The organism is Patulibacter medicamentivorans (assembly GCF_000240225.1).
In the GTDB taxonomy this organism is placed as follows: Bacteria; Actinomycetota; Thermoleophilia; order Solirubrobacterales; family Solirubrobacteraceae; genus Patulibacter; species Patulibacter medicamentivorans.
The window spans coordinates 1-17,670 of record NZ_AGUD01000060.1; the positions used below are offsets into that span (position 1 = coordinate 1).

Annotated in this window: 16 protein-coding genes and 1 pseudogene; 8 read left to right on the forward strand and 9 right to left on the reverse strand. The window is 73.7% G+C overall.

Going from position 1 to position 17,670, the window contains the following annotated elements; all coding sequences use genetic code 11:
* From PAI11_RS26890 to efeB, 7 genes and pseudogenes are all read left to right on the forward strand, one after another.
* A pseudogene (locus PAI11_RS26890) lies at positions 1 to 330 on the forward strand (hypothetical protein); the annotation flags it as partial.
* A 3-nt stretch (positions 331 to 333) separates the two neighbouring features.
* Entirely contained in the window at positions 334 to 1,017 is a 684-nt protein-coding gene (locus PAI11_RS06495) for a DUF4386 family protein (RefSeq protein WP_007572123.1), read from the forward strand.
* A gap of 147 nt (positions 1,018 to 1,164) precedes the next feature.
* Entirely contained in the window at positions 1,165 to 2,853 is a 1,689-nt protein-coding gene (locus PAI11_RS06500) for a vWA domain-containing protein (protein WP_007572125.1), read from the forward strand.
* Positions 2,854 to 2,866: 13 nt separating this feature from the next.
* Entirely contained in the window at positions 2,867 to 3,676 is an 810-nt protein-coding gene (locus PAI11_RS06505; RefSeq protein ID WP_007572127.1) for a hypothetical protein, read from the forward strand.
* Between the two features lie 149 nt (positions 3,677 to 3,825).
* Entirely contained in the window at positions 3,826 to 4,770 is a 945-nt protein-coding gene (gene efeU / locus PAI11_RS06510; RefSeq protein WP_050897143.1) for an iron uptake transporter permease EfeU, read from the forward strand.
* 49 nt (positions 4,771 to 4,819) lie between these two features.
* Positions 4,820 to 5,974 carry an iron uptake system protein EfeO gene (efeO, locus tag PAI11_RS06515; protein WP_007572131.1) on the forward strand — a complete coding sequence of 385 codons (1,155 nt, stop codon included), beginning with the start codon at positions 4,820 to 4,822 and terminating at the stop codon, positions 5,972 to 5,974.
* A 10-nt stretch (positions 5,975 to 5,984) separates the two neighbouring features.
* Positions 5,985 to 7,316 (forward strand): iron uptake transporter deferrochelatase/peroxidase subunit, encoded by a 1,332-nt coding sequence (gene efeB / locus PAI11_RS06520; protein WP_081488299.1) that lies wholly within the window; start codon positions 5,985 to 5,987, stop codon positions 7,314 to 7,316.
* 405 nt (positions 7,317 to 7,721) lie between these two features.
* On the opposite strand, the gene PAI11_RS06525 is transcribed toward efeB, so the two are convergent.
* From PAI11_RS06525 to PAI11_RS06535, 3 genes are all read right to left on the reverse strand, one after another.
* On the reverse strand, positions 7,722 to 9,041 hold the full coding sequence (locus tag PAI11_RS06525; RefSeq protein ID WP_040598736.1) for an RNA polymerase sigma factor: 1,320 nt from the start codon (positions 9,039 to 9,041) through the stop codon (positions 7,722 to 7,724).
* Positions 9,042 to 9,091: 50 nt separating this feature from the next.
* Positions 9,092 to 9,523: a YciI family protein gene (locus PAI11_RS06530; RefSeq protein ID WP_007572137.1), complete on the reverse strand. Its 432-nt coding sequence runs from the start codon at positions 9,521 to 9,523 to the stop codon at positions 9,092 to 9,094.
* Positions 9,524 to 9,678: 155 nt separating this feature from the next.
* Positions 9,679 to 10,050, reverse strand: coding sequence for a glyoxalase superfamily protein (locus PAI11_RS06535; RefSeq protein WP_007572140.1), 372 nt, complete (start codon positions 10,048 to 10,050; stop codon positions 9,679 to 9,681).
* Positions 10,051 to 10,230: 180 nt separating this feature from the next.
* On the opposite strand from PAI11_RS06535, the gene PAI11_RS06540 reads away from it, so the two are divergent.
* Positions 10,231 to 11,427 carry an aminotransferase-like domain-containing protein gene (locus PAI11_RS06540; RefSeq protein WP_007572141.1) on the forward strand — a complete coding sequence of 399 codons (1,197 nt, stop codon included), beginning with the start codon at positions 10,231 to 10,233 and terminating at the stop codon, positions 11,425 to 11,427.
* An 83-nt stretch (positions 11,428 to 11,510) separates the two neighbouring features.
* On the opposite strand, the gene PAI11_RS06545 is transcribed toward PAI11_RS06540, so the two are convergent.
* From PAI11_RS06545 to PAI11_RS06570, 6 genes are all read right to left on the reverse strand, one after another.
* Positions 11,511 to 12,488: a sulfate/molybdate ABC transporter ATP-binding protein gene (locus PAI11_RS06545; RefSeq protein WP_007572143.1), complete on the reverse strand. Its 978-nt coding sequence runs from the start codon at positions 12,486 to 12,488 to the stop codon at positions 11,511 to 11,513.
* Positions 12,485 to 13,291 (reverse strand): sulfate ABC transporter permease subunit CysW, encoded by an 807-nt coding sequence (cysW, locus tag PAI11_RS06550; protein WP_007572145.1) that lies wholly within the window; start codon positions 13,289 to 13,291, stop codon positions 12,485 to 12,487. Before cysW ends, PAI11_RS06545 begins: the two co-directional genes overlap by 4 nt.
* Positions 13,281 to 14,162 (reverse strand): sulfate ABC transporter permease subunit CysT, encoded by an 882-nt coding sequence (gene cysT / locus PAI11_RS06555; RefSeq protein ID WP_081488300.1) that lies wholly within the window; start codon positions 14,160 to 14,162, stop codon positions 13,281 to 13,283. Before cysT ends, cysW begins: the two co-directional genes overlap by 11 nt.
* Before the next feature lie 4 nt (positions 14,163 to 14,166).
* The gene (locus tag PAI11_RS06560; RefSeq protein WP_007572148.1) at positions 14,167 to 15,204 is read right to left on the reverse strand and encodes a sulfate ABC transporter substrate-binding protein; all 1,038 of its coding nucleotides are present in this window, start codon (positions 15,202 to 15,204) and stop codon (positions 14,167 to 14,169) included.
* Between the two features lie 216 nt (positions 15,205 to 15,420).
* A complete protein-coding gene (locus PAI11_RS06565; RefSeq protein ID WP_007572150.1) occupies positions 15,421 to 16,344 on the reverse strand; it encodes an alpha/beta hydrolase family protein in 924 nt (307 codons plus the stop codon).
* Positions 16,345 to 16,381: 37 nt separating this feature from the next.
* The coding region (locus tag PAI11_RS06570) for an SIR2 family protein (RefSeq protein ID WP_050897144.1) at positions 16,382 to 17,670 on the reverse strand (1,289 nt) is incomplete at its 5' end.

Sequence of the window (17,670 nt, forward strand, 5' to 3'; positions counted from 1 at the left end):
CCGCGGTGGGCGGCGGCCTCCGCCGCGGGCTCGGCGATCGGACTGGCGATCGGCAGCGCCGCGGTCGGCTACGGCACCTCGCTCGGCGCGCTGGCGGCGATGGGCGCGATCGGCGGCGCCGTCCTCGGCCTGGCCCAGGGCGCGGTCGTCGGCGGCCGCCAGGGCATGGCGTGGGCGCTGGCGACGGCGCTGGCCTGGTCGACGGGCTGGGCGGTCACGACCGCCGCCGGTGTCGACGTCGAGCGCCAGCACGCGATCTTCGGGCTCTCGGGCGCGCTGGCGGCGACGTTGCTGCTGGCGCCGCTGGTCGTGGCCCGGACGGAGCGCTGAGCGATGCGACCCCTGACCGGCGTCCTGCTGGTGCTGCTGCCGCTGCACTTCAACCTCTGCTTCGCGCTGCTCGCCGCCCGCTTCGACTACCCGGACGTCCTGCGCCGCCCGACCGGCGAGATCCTGGAGCGCTTCGCGGCCGGCGGCCCGCGGCTGCTGCTCCTGTGGTGGTCGTTCGCGCTGGCGCCGCTGGCGCTGATGCCGGCCGCGGTGCTGCTGGCGGGGGCCCTGGCCGGCGCCGACCCGGCGGTGCGCCAGCTGGCGGCGCTGGTCGGGGTCCTCGCCGGGCTGGTCCAGCTGCTCGGCCTGATCCGCTGGCCGTTCGCGGTCCCCGAGCTGGCTCGCGCCCACGCCCGCGCCACCGGCGACGGCGAGCGGGCGGCCGTCGACGTCGTCTTCCAGACGCTCCACCGGACGCTCGGCGTGGCGATCGGCGAGCACCTCGGTGGGCTCCTGACCGGTGCCTGGAGCGTGCTGATCGGCGTCGCCGTGCTGCAGGACGGCCGGCTGCCCGCGGCGCTCGGCCTGCCGGGCCTGGTGCTCGGGCCGCTGCTCGTGCTCGGCTCGCTGGAGTTCCTCGGCCGCCACGAGCCGTCCGGCTGGTCGCCGGCCGGGCGGATCGTGCCGCCGGCCTACGTCGCCTGGTCGCTGTGGCTGGTGGCGCTCGGGGTCGCGCTGCTGGCCTGACGCGCGCCGGCCGCCCCGCGCGGGCGGATCGGCCGCGAGCCCGGGCCCGTCCGCCACGCGACGGCGCTCGGCTTCCGCGCCGGTGGCCAGTAGATTCCGCCCGGTCCGCCGGCCCCGCGCCGGCTCCACCCGGAGGATGCCGAGCACATGAAGAAGGGCCAGCTGCTGATCGTCGTGATCGCCGTCGTCGCGGTGGCGGCGATCGCGATCCTGGCCTCGGGCGGCTCCGGTGGCTCGAGCTCGAAGGGCGACGGGCCGTCGAGCCCGCCCGCCGGCGCGATCACGGTCGACTTCGCCTACTCGCCGGAGAAGGCCGTCCTGCTCGATCCGCTGATCCGCCGCTTCAACGGCAGCGAGGCGAAGGTCGACGGCCGGGCGGTGTTCGTCCGCGGCACCAACGTCGCCTCGGGCGACGCGCAGGACCGGATCACCCGCGGACGGCTGAAGCCGGTCGCCTGGTCGCCGGCCAGCTCGCTCTGGGGCCGGCTGCTGAACTTCACCGCCGATCGTCCCTACGTCGCCGACGAGAACCCGTCGATCGTCCGCACCCCGCTCGTGATCGCGATGTGGGAGCCGATGGCCAAGGCGCTCGGCTGGCCGCGGAAGCAGGTCGCCTGGGCGGACATCCTGCGCCTGGCGCAGGCCAAGGGCGGCTGGGCGTCGGTCGGCCGGCCGGAGTTCGGCCGCTTCAAGCTCGTCCACACCAACCCCGACTTCTCGACCGCCGGCCTCTCGTCGGTGGTCGCCGAGTACTACGCGGCGACCGGCAAGAAGGAGGGGCTGCAGCTGAAGGACCTCAGCGGCAGGGCGCGCGCCGACGTCAAGGCGATCGAGCAGTCGATCGTCCACTACGGCGACACGACCCTGTTCATCGCCGACCACCTGCGGAGCGAGGGCCAGGCCTACGCCTCGGCGGTCGCGATGGAGGAGGCGACGCTGGTCGACTTCAACCGCCACCGCGGCCGCCAGCCGAAGCTGGTGGCGCTGTACCCGAAGGAGGGGACCTTCTACAGCGACAACCCCTTCATCGTCCTCAGGGCCCCGTGGGTCAGCGCCCAGCAGCGCCGTGGCGCCGAGGCGTTCCAGCGCTACCTCGCCGAGCAGATCGACGCCACGACGGCGGCCCGCGGCGGCTTCCGCCCGGCGGCCAGCGACCGCCAGCCGGTCGCCCCGGTCTCGGCCGAGAACGGCGTCGACCCCGCCCAGCCGGCGCGTGTGCTCGGGCTGCCGGAGCCGCGGGTGCTGGACGCGCTCAAGCGCAGCTGGCGCGAGGACCGCAAGCCGGCCAACATCGCGCTGGTCGTCGACACGTCCGGGTCGATGGCGGAGTCCGGCCGGATGGAGAACGCCAAGGACGGCCTGCGGGCGTTCCTGAAGCAGGTCTCGCCGCGTGACCGGGTCGGCCTGGTGACCTTCTCCGACACCATCCAGGAGCCGGTCCCGCTGGCCGAGATCCGCAGCAACGGCGCCCGCCTGCGGCAGGCGATCGAGGGCCTCGTCCCAGACGGCGGGACCGCCGTCTACGACGTCACCGCCGAGGCGTTCGCGGGCGTCCGCCGCGCCACCAGCCGCGACGACCGGATCAACGCCGTCGTCCTGCTGACCGACGGCGAGGACACCGACAGCCGCCGCAGCGCCGACCAGGTCGTCCGCGAGCTGTCCGGCCAGGGGGACTCCGCGACCCAGGTGCGGGTCTTCACGATCGCCTACTCGGCCGGGGCGACCGGGGCCAAGGAGGCGCTGGCCGCGTTCGCCCGCGCCGCCGGCGGCAAGGCCTACTCCGGCGACACCGACGACATCGAGTCGGTCTACCGCAGCATCTCCAGCTTCTTCTAGGCCGCCGACGCCCGTGTCCGACCCCGCCCGCAAGCCCTACACCCGCCAGGAGTACGCCGTCGCGCTCGGCGTCAACGCCGCGGCGACCCCGTTCAACGTCGTGATCCTGGTTGGCGTGACCGGGGCCGGCGTGCTGGTCGGCGGGCCGATCGCGGTCGTGCTGCTGGTCGCGATCGTGCTCTACCTGGGCGCCTGCGCGCGCACGTTCCTCGACGGCGACGTCGCCGATCGCGTGATCGCCGGCATCCGCGCCGATCGCCGGCGCGCCGTCGAGCGCGGGCGCAAGCGGCTGGACCCGGCGTCGCTCGCCCCCGAGGTCGCCGGGCCGCTGCTGCAGGCGCGCGAGCGCGAGGCCCGGATCCGGGCCGCGATCGACCGCGCGGAGCTGCCCTACGCCGAGGTCTCCGACGAGGTCGACGGATTCCTCGACTACTTGGAGACCAGCGCGCGCCGCGCCCAGCTGCTGCACGAGGTGCTCGTCGACGACCCGCCGGACCGCACCCGCCGGCGGCTGGCCGAGGTCCAGGGCGACCCCGCCAAGCGCGAGCTGGCCGACGCGCTCACCCAGCAGCTGGCCGTCGGCGAGCGCTGCGAGGCGCAGCTCTCCCGCTACTACGACGAGACCGAGCGGATGCTCGTCGAGCTGGACACGATCCGGGCCAACCTGGTCTCGGCCTCGGCGTCGACCGACGCCTCGGAGCAGCGGCGGCTCGGTGGCGAGGTCCGCCACCTGCGCGAGGAGGTCGCCGCGCTGGCCGACGGGATGCAGACGGCGTTCGAGTCGCCGGACGGCGCGCCGGCGCCCAGCGACCCGGCGACCTGAGCGGCTACGCGCCGCAAGCGCTGGAGGGCGCCAGATACCGCTGAGCGGGCGGCCGAACTCCAACCGCGTTGCTAGGGTTTAGTGCGCCCTTATTCGGGCACCCCAACGTCATCGCCGCGGCGCGCTCGCGGCGTGACCCGCCGGAGCCCATGACCGTCACCGCCGCGCTGCCCACCGTCCAGTTCGTGATCGGCCTCCGCGAGGGCGTCGAAGCCGCGCTGATCGTCGGGATCGTGGCCGCGTTCCTCGCCCAGCAGGGTCGCCGCGACGCGCTCAAGCTGATGTGGATCGGCGTCGCCGCCGCGGTCGCCGTCTGCGTGGCGATCGCCGCCGCGCTCCAGATCGTCAACGAGAACCTGCCGCAGAAGCAGCAGGAGGGCCTGGAGTCGATCGTCGCCGCGATCGCCGTCGTGATGGTCACCTTCATGATCGTCTGGATGCGCCGCCACTCGCGCGGCCTCGCCGGCGAGCTGCGGGCGAGCGCCGCGACCGCGCTGGCGGCGGGGTCGGCCTGGGGCCTGATCGCGATGGCGTTCCTCGCCGTCCTGCGCGAGGGCGTCGAGACCGCCTTCTTCCTGCTGGCGACCTTCCAGAGCGAGTCGACGCAGATCTCGACCGCCAGCGCCTCGATCGGCGCGCTGCTCGGGGTCGCGATCGCGGTCGCGATCGGCTGGGGCATCTACCGCGGCGGCGTGCGCCTGAACCTCAGCCGCTTCTTCCGGATCACCGCCGTCTTCCTGGTGATCATCGCCGCCGGCCTGGTCGCCAGCGCGCTCCACACCGCCCACGCCGCCGGCTGGATCAACAGCGGCCAGTCCCAGGCCTTCGACCTGACGTGGCTGGTCGCCCCCGACGCCGACAACATCGTCTCCGGCCTGCTGACCGGCCTGCTCGGCTTCCAGCCGTTCCCGACCGTGATCGAGGTCGCCGGCTGGCTCGTCTACGCGATCCCGATGCTGCTGTTCGTGCTGCTGCCCGACCGCTGGCGGGCCGCGCTGCGCCCCGGGCGCGGCGACGCCGCCAGCGCACCCGCCGTCACCGCCGAGCCCGACCCGGCGCCGGCCTCCGACGTCGCGCGGGCTTCGCGGGCTTGATCGCCGCGGCGCCTCCGCCCTTCCTCCGCTCACCGACCAAGGACCCTTCGTGACGCCCTTCCTCCCGACCCGTTCACTCGCGCTGGCCGCGACCGCGGCCGCGACCCTCGGCCTCGCCGCCTGCGGCGACGACTCCTCGGGCGGCTCGGGCGGCGGGACGGAGCTCAAGGTCGAGCTGACCGACGCCGGCTGCTCGCCGACCGAGCTGACCGCGCCCGCGGGCAAGGTCACCTTCCGGGCCTCCAACCCGGGCACGTCGAAGACCACCGAGGTCGAGCTGAAGAACGCCGACGGGATCATCCTCGGCGAGCGGGAGAACATCACCCCCGGCCTCTCCGGCGACTTCTCGCTGAAGCTCGAGCCAGGCGACTACCTGGTCTACTGCGCCGTCCCCGGCGACAACGAGCGCAAGGCCGGCAAGCTGACGGTGACCGGCACCGCGACCGCCAAGGACGCCAAGGACGACCCCGAGCTGGCCAAGGCCGTCGAGCAGTACAAGGCCTGGGTCCAGGCGCAGTCCGACGAGCTGCTGAAGCGCACCAAGCGGTTCGCGGCGGCGCTGCGGGCGGGAGACCTCCAGAAGGCGAAGGACCTGTTCGGCCCCGCGCGCTTCCCGTACGAGCGGATCGAGCCGATCGCCGAGAGCTTCGGCGACCTCGACCCGAAGATCGACGCCCGCGTCAACGACGTCGCCGACACCTCGAAGTGGACCGGCTTCCACCGGATCGAGCAGATCCTGTGGGTCAAGAAGACCACCAAGGGCACCGAGCGGTACGCCAAGCAGCTGGTCGCCGACGTGACCGAGCTGGACGGCAAGATCCAGGCGATCGAGCTTCAGGCCGCGCAGCTGGCCAACGGCGCGGTCGAGCTGCTGAACGAGGTCTCCGCCGGCAAGATCACCGGCGAGGAGGACCGCTACTCGCACACCGACCTCTCCGACTTCCAGGGCAACCTGGACGGGGCGCTGAAGGCGTTCGAGCTGCTGAAGCCGGCGCTGGTCGCGCGCAAGCAGCAGGCGCTGATCGACCGCATCAGCCCGCAGTTCGCCGCGGTCCAGAAGGGCCTCGACCGCTACAAGCGCGACACGCCGCTGGGCTTCGCGCTCTACGACGAGCTGACCGACGCCGACCGCAAGACGTTCTCGCAGCAGATCGACGCGCTCGCCGAGCCGCTGTCGCTGGTCGCCGGCAAGGTCCTGGACTGAGCGAGACCCGATGACCGACGACGTTCCCTCGACGTCCGTGGCCGACGACCAGCACGACCGCCCGGCGGCGGAGGCCTCACCCTCCCCCGCCGCCGGCGGCCTGACCCGCCGGCGCGCGCTGCTCGGCGGCGGCATCCTCGGCGTCGCGGCGGCGACCGGCGTCGGCGGCTACGCCGCCGGCAAGGCCTCCGCCGACGACCACACGGCCCCGGCCGGCATCGTCCCGTTCCACGGGCCGCACCAGGCCGGGATCGCCACGCCGGCCCAGGACCGGCTGGTCTTCGGCGCCTTCGACCTGCAGATCGAGACCGCCGCCGAGCTGCGGGAGCTGCTGCGCGAGTGGACCCGCGCCGCCGAGCTGATGACTGCCGGGCGGCCGACCGGCACCGTCGCCGGCCATCCCGAGGTGCCGCCGGAGGACACCGGCGAGGCCGAGGGCCTGCCGGCCGCCCAGCTGACGATCACCTTCGGCTTCGGCCCGAGCCTGTTCGAGCTCGACGGCCGCGACCGCCTGGGCCTGCGCGCCAAGCGGCCGCGGGCGCTGCGCCCGCTCGGCCCGCTGCCGGGCGACGAGCTGGACCCCGCCCGCAGCGGCGGCGACCTGTGCGTCCAGGCCTGCGCCAACGATCCCCAGGTCGCCTTCCACGCGATCCGCAACCTGGCCCGCATCGCCCGCGGATCCGCCGTCCTGCGCTGGACCCAGCTGGGCTTCGGCCGGACCTCGTCGACCAGCCGCAGCCAGGCCACGCCCCGCAACCTGATGGGCTTCAAGGACGGCACGAACAACATCCGCGCCGAGGACACCGACAAGATGCGGCGCTTCGTCTGGGTCGGCCGCGAGGAGCCGCAGGCGTGGTTCCGCGGCGGCTCGTACCTGGTGGCGCGCCGGATCCGGATGTTCATCGAGTCCTGGGACCGCGACCGGTTGAGCGACCAGGAGGCCGTGATCGGCCGCGACAAGGTCAGCGGAGCACCGCTGACCGGTGAGCGCGAGTTCGACGAGGTCGACCTGGACATCAAGGGCTCCGACGGCCTGACGGTGATCCCGCCCGACGCCCACATCCGGCTGGCGGCGCCGAAGATCAACGACGGCCAGTCGATCCTGCGGCGCGGCTACTCGTTCACCGACGGGATCGACGCCCGCACCGGGCAGCTCGACGCCGGGCTGTTCTTCCTCGCCTACCAGCAGGACCCGCACCGCCAGTTCGTCGCGATCCAGCGCAAGCTCGGCGTCGGCGACGCGCTGAACGAGTACATCAAGCACGTCGGCAGCGGCCTCTTCGCGATCCCGCCCGGGATCCGCCGGGGCGGCTACGTCGGCCAGGGCCTGTTCGAGCGCTGAGGGCCGATCCGGTCGCCGTCCGATGACCTCGCGGGTCATGGGACGGCGGCCCGGTCGCTGCCACGATCGGGCCATGAGCACCGACGTCCCCCTCGCCTCGACCCTCCGCGCCATGGCCCTCGGCCGGATCGGCCTCGGCGCCGCGTCGCTCGTCGCCCCCACATGGCTGGCGCAGACGTTCCGGATCCGCTCCTCGCCGGAGCTGCGCTACATGACCCGGATCTACGGCGCCCGCGCGATCGCGCTCGGGGTCGGCTACCTGACCGCGCCGCCGGCCGAGCGGCCCCGCTGGCAGCGGCTGGGCCTGATGGTCGACGGCTCCGACACCGCCAGCGGGCTCGTCCACCTGATCCGTCGCGACCTGCCGCGCTCCGCCGCCCTGTCGATCAGCGCGTTGACCGGCAGCTACGCCGCGCTCGGCGCGTCGCGGCTCGTGAGCAATCTGCGTTCGCCGGCGCAGGCCGCCGCGCGCTCGCGCAGCAGCGTCCGCTCGCGGTCGTTGCCGGCCATCGCCGCGGCGCGCTCGAACTCCGCGCCGGCCTCCGCCATCCGCCCGAGCTTCTCCAGCAGGTCGCCGCGGACGCTCGGCAGCAGGTGGTAGCCGCGCAGCGCCGGCTCGTCGACGAGCTGCTCGACCAGCTCGAGCCCGGCGGCCGGCCCGAACGCCATCCCCAGAGCGACGGCCCGGTTGAGCTCGACGACCGGCGAGCGGGTCAGCCGGGCGAGGGCCTCGTAGAGCGCGGCGATCCGCACCCAGTCGGTCTCCTCGGCGACCGGCGCGCGGGCGTGGCAGGCGGCGATCGATGCCTGCAGGCCGTAGGAGCCCAGGCCGCTGCCCAGCGCCTCGGCCCGTGCGAGCGCCCGCAGGCCGTGGCGGATCAGCGTCCGGTCCCAGCGCGTTCGGTCCTGGTCGAGCAGCAGGATCGGCGCGCCGGTCGGGTCGACCCGGGCACGGGCCCGCGACGCCTGCAGCTCCATCAGGGCGACCAGCCCGTGGACCTCGGCCTCGTCGGGGGCCAGCCCGGCGAGGATCCGGCCCAGGCGCATCGCCTCGCGGCAGAGGTCCAGGCGCATCCAGTCGCCACCCGCGGTCGCCGCGTAGCCCTCGTTGAAGATCAGGTAGACGACCCCGAGCACCGACCCCAGCCGCTCCTCGAGCTGGTCGTGCCCGGGAACCTCGAACGGCACGTCGGCGTCGGCCAGGGTCCGCTTCGCGCGGACGATCCGTTGGGCCATCGTCGGCTCGGGAACCAGGTAGGCGCGGGCGATCTCGGCGGTCGTGAGCCCGCCGAGCAGCCGCAGCGTCAGCGCCGCCCGGGCCGCGGGCGCGAGCACCGGGTGGCAGGTGGCGAAGACCAGCCGCAGCAGGTCGTCGTCGACGACGTCGTCGATCCGCGCGAGCGGGTCGGCCGCGGCGGCCGCGTCCCGCTCCAGCTCGTGGGCGAGGATCTCGTGCTTGCGCTCGAGCGTGGCGGTACGGCGGAAGAGGTCGATCGCCCGCCGCTTGGCGGTCGCGGTCAGCCAGGCGCCCGGGTTGTCGGGGATGCCGGTCCGGGGCCACGCCTCGAGCGCGGCGACCAGCGCCTCCTGGGCCAGGTCCTCGGCCAGCCCGAGGTCGCGCGTCGTGCGGGCCAGGCCCGCGATCACGCGGGCGGACTCGATCCGCCAGACGGCCTCGACGGTGCGGTGGATATCGGGGGCGCGGCGGGAATCGGGGGCGCGCACGCCCCCGATTCCACCACGAACGGCGGCTCAGCCGCCACCACCGCGGGCGCCTAGAGCTGGTTCTGCTCCGCCTGCGCCCGGGTCCGCTCCTCCTGCTCGCGCAGCTCGGGGGTGAACGCCTCGCCGAAGTCCTCGGCGGTGACGACCTGACGCAGCTCGATCTGCGAGGCGACGTCGTCGGTGTTGGGGACCCGCTTGATCCACTCGATCGCCTCCTCCTTCGAGGCCACCTCGAGGATCCAGAAGCCGGCCACCAGCTCCTTCGTCTCGGCGAACGGCCCGTCGACGACGTCGATCGCGCCGCCCGGGGAGAAGTGGACGCGGGCGCCCATGGAGCTGGGAAGCAGCCCGGCCCCCTCGATCATGACGCCGGCCTTGACCAGCTCCTCGTTGTAGTCGCCCATGTCGCTCAGCAGCTGCTGGCTGGGCATCACTCCGGCCTCGGAGTCGGTGTTCGCCTTGATGATCGCCATGAAACGCATGAGTGCTCCTCGGGTGTGGTGGGCGGGGCCGCCGATCCTGGTGACCGGCTCCGAGACCGCGCCGCTACTCCCGCGTCGAACGATCGTGCCCGAGATCGACAGCGGCCGGGATCTTTAGCGACCTTTTAGATCCCGGCCGTCGTCGTGGTCGCCGCTCAGTCGCGTGACGGCAGCTCCTGCACGGCCCAGCCGTTGCCGTCCGGGTCGCGGAAGAAGAGGAACGCGCCCCACGGGAAGCGCTGCACCTCGCCGACGTCCAGGCCGCGCCCGCGCAGCTCGGCCTGCGCCGCCTCGATGTCGGCGACGACCAGCTGCAGGCCCTGGACCGACCCCGGCTCGGCCTCGGTCAGCCCCTCGCCGATCGAGATCGAGCACGCCGATCCGGGCGGGGTCAGCTGGACGAAGCGCAGCTCCTCGCTGATGCGGTGGTCGTGGTCGGCGTTGAAGCCCACCTGCTCGACGTAGAACGCCTTGGCCCGGTCGACGTCGCTGACCGGGACGCTAATCAGCTCCAGCTTGAAGTCCATCGTGCTGCTCCTGTGCGGTGGTCGGCGCCGGTGGTTCCCGGTCGCCGTTGGGATCATGGGAACCGTAACCGCAATTCCGGCCAGGCCGTGACCGGAATCGACGGCGGCGCCGGGCCACCGGTCCACTTCCCGGCGGGTGGGCGTGGCTGCGGCCCTGCGATCGGACTATCCTCGCCCGCCATGCTCCGCCCGCCCGATCCGCAAGCTCCGGTGGCCGCGCGCCTGCGCGGCATCGCGAGCTCGCCGGTACGGGAGATCCTGGCCCTCACCGAGCGGCCGGGGGTGATCTCGTTCGCCGGCGGGCTGCCGGCCCCGGAGCTGTTCGACGCCGCCGGCCTGCGCGAGGCGTTCGCCGCGGTGCTCGACGACCGCAGCGCCGGGCGCAGCCTGCAGTACTCCACGACCGAGGGCGATCCGGAGCTGCGACGGCGCGTCGCCGACCGGCTGAGCCTGCGCGGCCTGCCGACCGACCCCGACGGGCTGCTGATCACCAGCGGCTCGCAGCAGGCGCTGACGCTGATCGCGACGGTCCTGCTGGAGCCCGGCGACCGGATCCTGGTCGAGGATCCCTGCTATCTCGCCGCACTGCAGTGCTTCCAGCTGGCCGGCGCGGTGCCCGTGCCGGTCCCGTGCGACGACGACGGGCTCGATCCCGAGGCGCTCGACCGGCTGGTCGAGGAGCACCGGCCGAAGCTGCTCTACACCGTGCCGACGTTCCACAACCCGACCGGGCGGACCCTGCCCGAGGATCGGCGGGCGGCGCTGGCCGAGGTGATCGCCCGGCGTGGCCTGTGGACGATCGAGGACGACCCCTACGGCGAGCTGCGCTACGCCGGCGAGCCGGCCGTCGCCCTGGCCGCGCGCGACGGCGCCGCCGACTACGTGCTGGCGCTGTCGACGCTCTCGAAGGTCGCCGCTCCGGGGCTGCGGATCGGTTGGGTGCGGGCGCCCGCGGCCCTGCGGCTTCCGCTGACGATCGCCAAGCAGGCGGCCGACCTGCACTCCTCGACCGTCGACCAGGCGGCGACCGCCCGCTGGCTCGCGCACGTCGACCTCGACGCGCACCTGGAGCGGCTGCGCAGCGTCTACCGCGAGCGCCGCGACGCGATGCTGGCGGAGCTGCCGACGGTCCTGCCGGCCGGATCGACCTTCAACCGGCCCGACGGCGGGATGTTCCTCTGGGTCCGCCTGCCCGAGGGCCACGACGCGACCGCCCTGCTGCCGGCCGCGCTCCAGCAGCAGGTGGCCTACGTCCCCGGCGCCCCCTTCTACGCGACCGAGGCGGACCCCCGCACCCTGCGGCTGTCCTTCACGACCCACTCCCCCGCCGAGATCCGCCAAGGGCTGGAGCGGCTGCGGGTGGCGTTGGCCGGCTAGCCCTCGCCGATAGGCGCGCGACGTTGCGGTCGGTGGACGGCCGGAACGTCACATCCGGCCGCGACGGAACGCCGACCGCGCGCCTACGCGGCCGGCGCCGCCACGTCCGCGTCGAAGGCCGGGTGCCCGGGGCGGACGAAGACCTGCTGGCCCTCGCTGAGGTCCAGCCGCGCGGCCTCGCCGCGGGTCGTCTGCGCGGACAGCTCCTCGCCGTCGGCGTCGCGCAGCGAGATCCGGACCTCGAAGCCCAGGTGGACGACGCGCTCGACGGTGACCGGGACGGCGTCCTCGATCTGGCGCAGCGACACGACCAGGTCGTGCGGCCGGACGAGCTTGCCGCCGAGGGTCGCGACCGGGCCCAGGAACGACATCACGAAATCGTTGGCCGGCTCCTCGTAGAGCTCGCGCGGGCTGCCGATCTGCTCGATCCGACCGGCGTTCAGGACCGCGATCCGATCGGCGACGTCCATCGCCTCCTCCTGGTCGTGGGTGACCAGGACCGTGGTCACGTGGACCTCGTCGTGGAGCCGCCGCAGCCAGGTCCGCAGGTCCTCGCGGACCTTGGCGTCGAGGGCCCCGAACGGCTCGTCCAGCAGCAGCACCTTCGGCTCGACGGCGAGCGCCCGCGCCAGCGCCATCCGCTGCCGCTGCCCACCGGACAGCTGCGAGGGGTAGCGCCGCTGGAACCCGGCCAGGCCCACGATCTCGAGCAGCTCGTCGACGCGCGCCGAGATCTCGGCCTTCGGCCGCTTGCGGATCTTCAGGCCGAAGGCGACGTTGTCGCGGACCGTCATGTGCTTGAACGCCGCGTAGTGCTGGAAGACGAAGCCGATCCCGCGCTTCTGCGGGGTCAGCGCCGTCACGTCCTCGCCGGCGATCAGGACCCGGCCGGTATCCGGCACCTCGAGCCCCGAGATCACCCGCAGGAGCGTCGACTTGCCCGACCCCGACGGCCCCAGCAGGGCCGTCAGCGACCCGTCGGGGATCTCGATCGAGACGTTGTCGAGGGCAGCGAAGTCGCCGTAGTGCTTGTTGACGTCGATGGCGGAGATCGCGGTCATGCGCGCCTTCCCTTGCGCTCGAAGAGGGTCATCAGCAGCAGCGCGACGAGCGCCAGGCCCATCAGGACCGTCGCCGCCGCGTAGGAGCCGAACGGGTTGAAGCTGGCGTCGAAGCGGTTCGCCACCAGCAGGGTCAGCGTCTCGGAGTCGCCCGAGACGCCGGTCGAGACGATGCTGACCGCGCCGAACTCGCCGAGCGCCCGCGCGACCGTCAGCACCACGCCGTAGGCCAGGCCCCAGCGGATCGACGGCAGGGTGATCCGCCAGAACGTCTGCCAGGCCGAGGCCCCGAGCGTCGAGGCGGCCTGCTCCTGCTCGTTGCCGATCTCGTGCAGCACCGGCTCGACCTCGCGGACGACGAACGGCAGCGTCACGAAGATCGTGGCGAGCACCATCCCCGGCAGCGAGAAGATGATCTTGATCCCGTGCTCGGCGAGGCCGCCGAACCAGCCGTGGACGCCCCACAGCAGCACCAGCGAGGCGCCGACGATCACGGGCGAGACGGCGAACGGCAGATCGACGATCGCCTGCACGATCCCGCGGCCGCGGAAGCGCCCGCGGACCAGCGCCAGCGCGGTGAAGACCCCGAAGATCACGTTCAGCGGCACGACGATCGCGACGATCGTCAGCGTCACCTGGATCGCGTGCAGCGACGCCGGCGTCGTCGCCGAGTCCCAGAACGCCCCGATGCCGTGCTCGAAGGTCCGGTACAGGATCAGCCCGACCGGGATCAGCAGCAGCACCGTCAGGTAGGTCAGGGCGATCGTGCGCAGCGTCAGCTGCGGAAGCCGGCTAACCCTCATGACGCTGGCTCCAGCTGCCGAACAGGCGCATCACCAGCAGCACCACGAACGTGATCACCAAGAGCGCCACGGCCATCGCCGCCGCGGTCGCCGGCCGGTCGGTCTCGATCCGGTCGGCGATGAACTGCGAGGCGACCTGGTTGCCCGGGATGTTGCCGCTGATCAGCACGACCGAGCCGTACTCGCCCACGGCCCGCGCGAAGGCCAGCCCGGCCCCCGAGATCAGCGCCGGCGCGATCGCGGGCAGGATCACCCGCCGGAAGATCACCGGATTGCTGGCGCCGAGCGACGCGGCGGCCTCCTCGGCCTCGCGGTCGAGCTCCAGCAGCACCGGCTGGACGCTGCGTACGACGAACGGCAGCGTCACGAACAACAGCGCGATCCCGATCGCGGTGTGGGTCGCCGCCAGGTTCAGGCCGATCGGGCTGTTGTCGCCGATCAGGGCCAACAGGACGATCGACGCGACGATCGTCGGCAGCGCGAACGGCAGGTCGATCAGCGCGTTGACGAACCCCTTCCCGGGGAACTCGTCGCGCACCAGCACCCAGGCGATCAGGGTCCCGAAGCCGGCGTTGAGCACGGTCACGATCACCGAGATCACGAGCGTCAGCCGCAGCGTCTTCCAGGCCACCGGCGCGCTGATCGCGTCCCACAGGCCGGCGACGCCGCCGTCCAGCGACTTGGCGACGATCGCCGCCAGCGGCAGCAGCACGATCAGGCTCAGCCAGAGCGTGGCGACGCCGAGGCCGAGCGGCCCGACGCCGCCCGCGGCGACGCGGGCGCGCCGACGCACCCGGGCCGACTGCCCGGGTCCGGAGGGTCCTGCCGGCACGACGGGACCGCCGGGGCTCGCCCCGGCGGCCTCCGTCACCGGCTCACTTCGCGGTCGAGGCACCCGCTGCCTCGTAGAGCTTGGCGATCGCGCCCTTATCCGGGTCGAAGAGCCCGTCGTTGAGCGTCGACCAGCCCCCGAGATCGGCGATCGTGTAGAGCTTCTTCGGGGCCGGGAACTCGCTGGCGAACTGCTTCGCGACCTCGGGGTCGACCGGCCGGAAGCCCGCCTCGCCCCAGATCTTCTGGCCCTCGGGCGAGAACAGGAAGTCGCTGAAGGCCTTCGCCTGCTCGGGGTGCTTGCTGGTCTTCAGGACCGCGAACGGGTTCTCGATCCGCAGCGTCGTGTCGGGCGTGACGTAGTCGACGTCCTCGCCCTGGCGCTTGAGGTTGATCGCCTCGTTCTCGTAGGTCAGCAGCGCGTCGGACTTGCCCTGGAGGAAGGTCTGCGACGCCTCGCGGCCGGACTTCGGCTGCGTCTTGACGTTCTTCAGCAGTCGGGCGATGAAGTCCAGGCCGGCCTTCTCGTCCTTGCCGCCCTGGCTCTTCTCGGCGAACGGCGCGAGCAGGTTCCACTTCGCCGAGCCCGAGGAGAACGGGTTCGGGGTCACGACCTCGACGCCCGGCTTCAGCAGGTCGTCCCAGGTCTTGATGCCCCTGGGGTTGCCCTTGCGGACGACGATCGTGACGACCGAGCTGGAGACGACGCCCTTGAACTGGTTCTTGTTCCAGTCCTCGGCCACCAGGCCGGCCTTGACCAGGCGGGTCACGTCGGGCTCGAGCGAGAAGTTGACGATGTCGGCCGGCTGACCGGACTCGACCGCGCGGCTCTGGTCGCCCGACGGGCCGTAGGACTGCTTGAAGCTGACGCCCTTGCCGGCCGCCGTCTTCTGGAAGGCGGGGATCTCCTTGTCGAAGCCGACCTGCGGCACCGCGTAGGCGACCAGGGCGAGCTGGGCGCCGCCGCCACCATCGCCGGACGACGCCGCGTCGTCGGTGCTGTCGCTGGAGCCGCCGCAGGCCGACAGGACCGAGGCCAGGAGCGCCACCAGCAGCGCGATCGGAAGGGTTCGTGAACGCATGGATTCTCGCTTAGGTCGAATCCCGATCAGGCATGAAGGTCGATCGGGATTCGGCATATTAGGCGAGACGGCGGCGTTTCGCGACCCGCGATCGCGACGGGCTCCCGCCTTCGCCTCTTGGGAATCGCCCGCTCAGGCGGTGCTCGCCGGTCGCGGACGAGCCGGATCGCCCGTCCACCACGGCGCGCGCCGGCCCGCGCCGGCGGGCGTGGAGGACTACCGCCTGGGCGCCCTGGCGTCTTCGACGCGGCCGGCGGAGCTGACGCGCGCGTCGGCCAGGCGGGGAGCGCGCGACGGCCGTCCGGCCCGCCGATCGGCGGCCGCGTCGAGCTGTCCGACCAGCCACCCGACCTCGCGGTCGCGCAGGACCGCGGCCGTGTCGGCCCCGACCTGGACGTGACCGAAGACGGTCGTCCCGAAGTCCGGGTCGGACCGGTAGCTGGTCAGGCTCGCGCTCGCGCCGACCACCTGGCGCATCCGCTCGATCTTGGCGAACGGGACGATGTAGTCGTCGCTGGCGCCGGTCAGCAGCAGCGGCAGTCGCCGGGTCGACAGATCGCGGGCCCAGCGCAGCGGCGAGTGCTCCCAGCGACGCGCCCGGCTCTTGCCGTAGACCCGCTGCACGAGCGCGTTGGCACCGCGGTTGATCTGGCCGCGCCGCAGGTCGATCGCCGGCGCCTCGAGCGCGAGGCAGCTGATCGAGGACCGCTCGCCGACCAGCGTCGTCGCCGCGACCGCGCCGGCCGACCCGGCGTGGACGCAGATCGGGGTCTCGCGGCCGACCAGCCGCCGCAGCCGCCGGTAGCCCCGCTCGACCGCGCCGGTCTGGTCGCGGCCGACCTCGACCTGGACGACGCCGAGGGCGATCCGGCCGCCGAGCTGGAAGCGGACCCCGCGGTAGAAGCGGTCCCAGCCGTAGCGGCGGGCGTTGGCGCGGCCGCCGATCCGCCAGCCGCCGCCGTGGACGTAGAGGATCGCCCCGGTCGCCGGGCCGACCGCCGGCAGGTACTGGAGGCTGCCCGCGCCGCGGCCCTCCTGCAGCGGGGCCCGCGCCTGGTCGCGCTCGATCGCCGGTGCGCCGCCGGCGATCGAGAGCGCGGTGGCGACCGACGCGGTCAGGGCGGTCAACGGAGCGGCCATCGAACGCGGATCGTCGCAGACGGCCGGTGCCCGGGGTTCAGCTCTCGCGCATCCGATCGAGCCAGCGACCGACGGCGATCGCGGCCGGATCGGCGGGGTGGTCGGGATCGTCCTCGCGCAGCAGCGGCTCGACCTCGTCGGCGAAGCGCCGCAGCGCGGCCGCCAGCCGCCGCTCCCGGACCGTCAGCGCGCCGTCGAAGCTCGGGTCCAGCAGGTGCCCGAGCGGGTCGACGGCGAGCATCCCGAGCGCGTCGAGCGCGATCTCCAGCCGGCGGGCCGCCGGCGCCGTGCCGGCGCGGCCCTCGCCGTCCTCGGGCCGCCGGGTCGACAGCACGTCCAGCTGCCCCCGCCAGAGCTCCGCCGTGATCGCGTGCCGCGACGGCGAGAGGCTGGTCGCGTAGGCCCCGTCGCGCTCGGGGATCGCGGGGCCGCGCTCGACGACCAGCCGCACGTCGTGGGCGATCCGGTGGAAGGTCTCGTCGCTGAGCCCGAAGCCGACGAACAGCATGTGGCGCGTCAGCAGCAGCGCCTGGACGATCCCCGCCAGGGCGTTGCGCTCGGCGCCGAAGCGCAGGTAGTCGTCGCGGGTCAGGACCACGCCGTGCAGGCGGCCGTCGCGGACGGTGCCGTGGAGCTTGACGATCCAGTGGTCGGCGCCCGCCTGGCCGTCGAGCGGCAGGACCGCGATCCTCCCCGCCCCCGCGTCGCGCCAGGCGCGCTCGAAGAGGTCGTCCCAGTTGGTCGACGCCGCCTCGACCACCGGCAGCGACGCCAGCAGCTGGTGCTGGAGCGCGACCCGCGAGGCCGCCGACAGCCGCTCCAGCAGGAACCGCTCCAGCTCGCCCGAGCCGAGCCGGGTCTGGATCAGCGCGGCCCGGTCGCGCAGGTCCAGGCGCGCGAGGGCGGCCCGGTCGTCCTCCATCCCCGCCTGGGCGATCAGCTCGTCGAGCAGCCCGACCCACGACGGCAGCCCCGCCCCCATGCTGACCCCGGCGCCGACGAACGGCACCAGCCGGCCCGCGCGCGCGTGGCGGGCGAGCACCTGGATCCGGTCGTGCAGCTCCTCGCCGAGGATCGCCGCCAGGTCGCGCTCGGCGCCGGCGGCGCGACGGGCCCGCTGGGCCGCCGCGTAGTGCTCGTGGTCGAAGCAGACCAGGGCGACGTCGGGCCCGTCCGGACGCGCCTCGAGCACGGCGCGGGCGGCGTCGAGCTGGCCGGCGAGGACCGCGCCGCGAACGTCGCGGCCGCCGCCCGCTCCGACCCCGACCGTCGGCAGGCCGACCAGGGCCCGCGGCCGGGGCAGCTCCAGCAGCGCGGTCGGGCGGG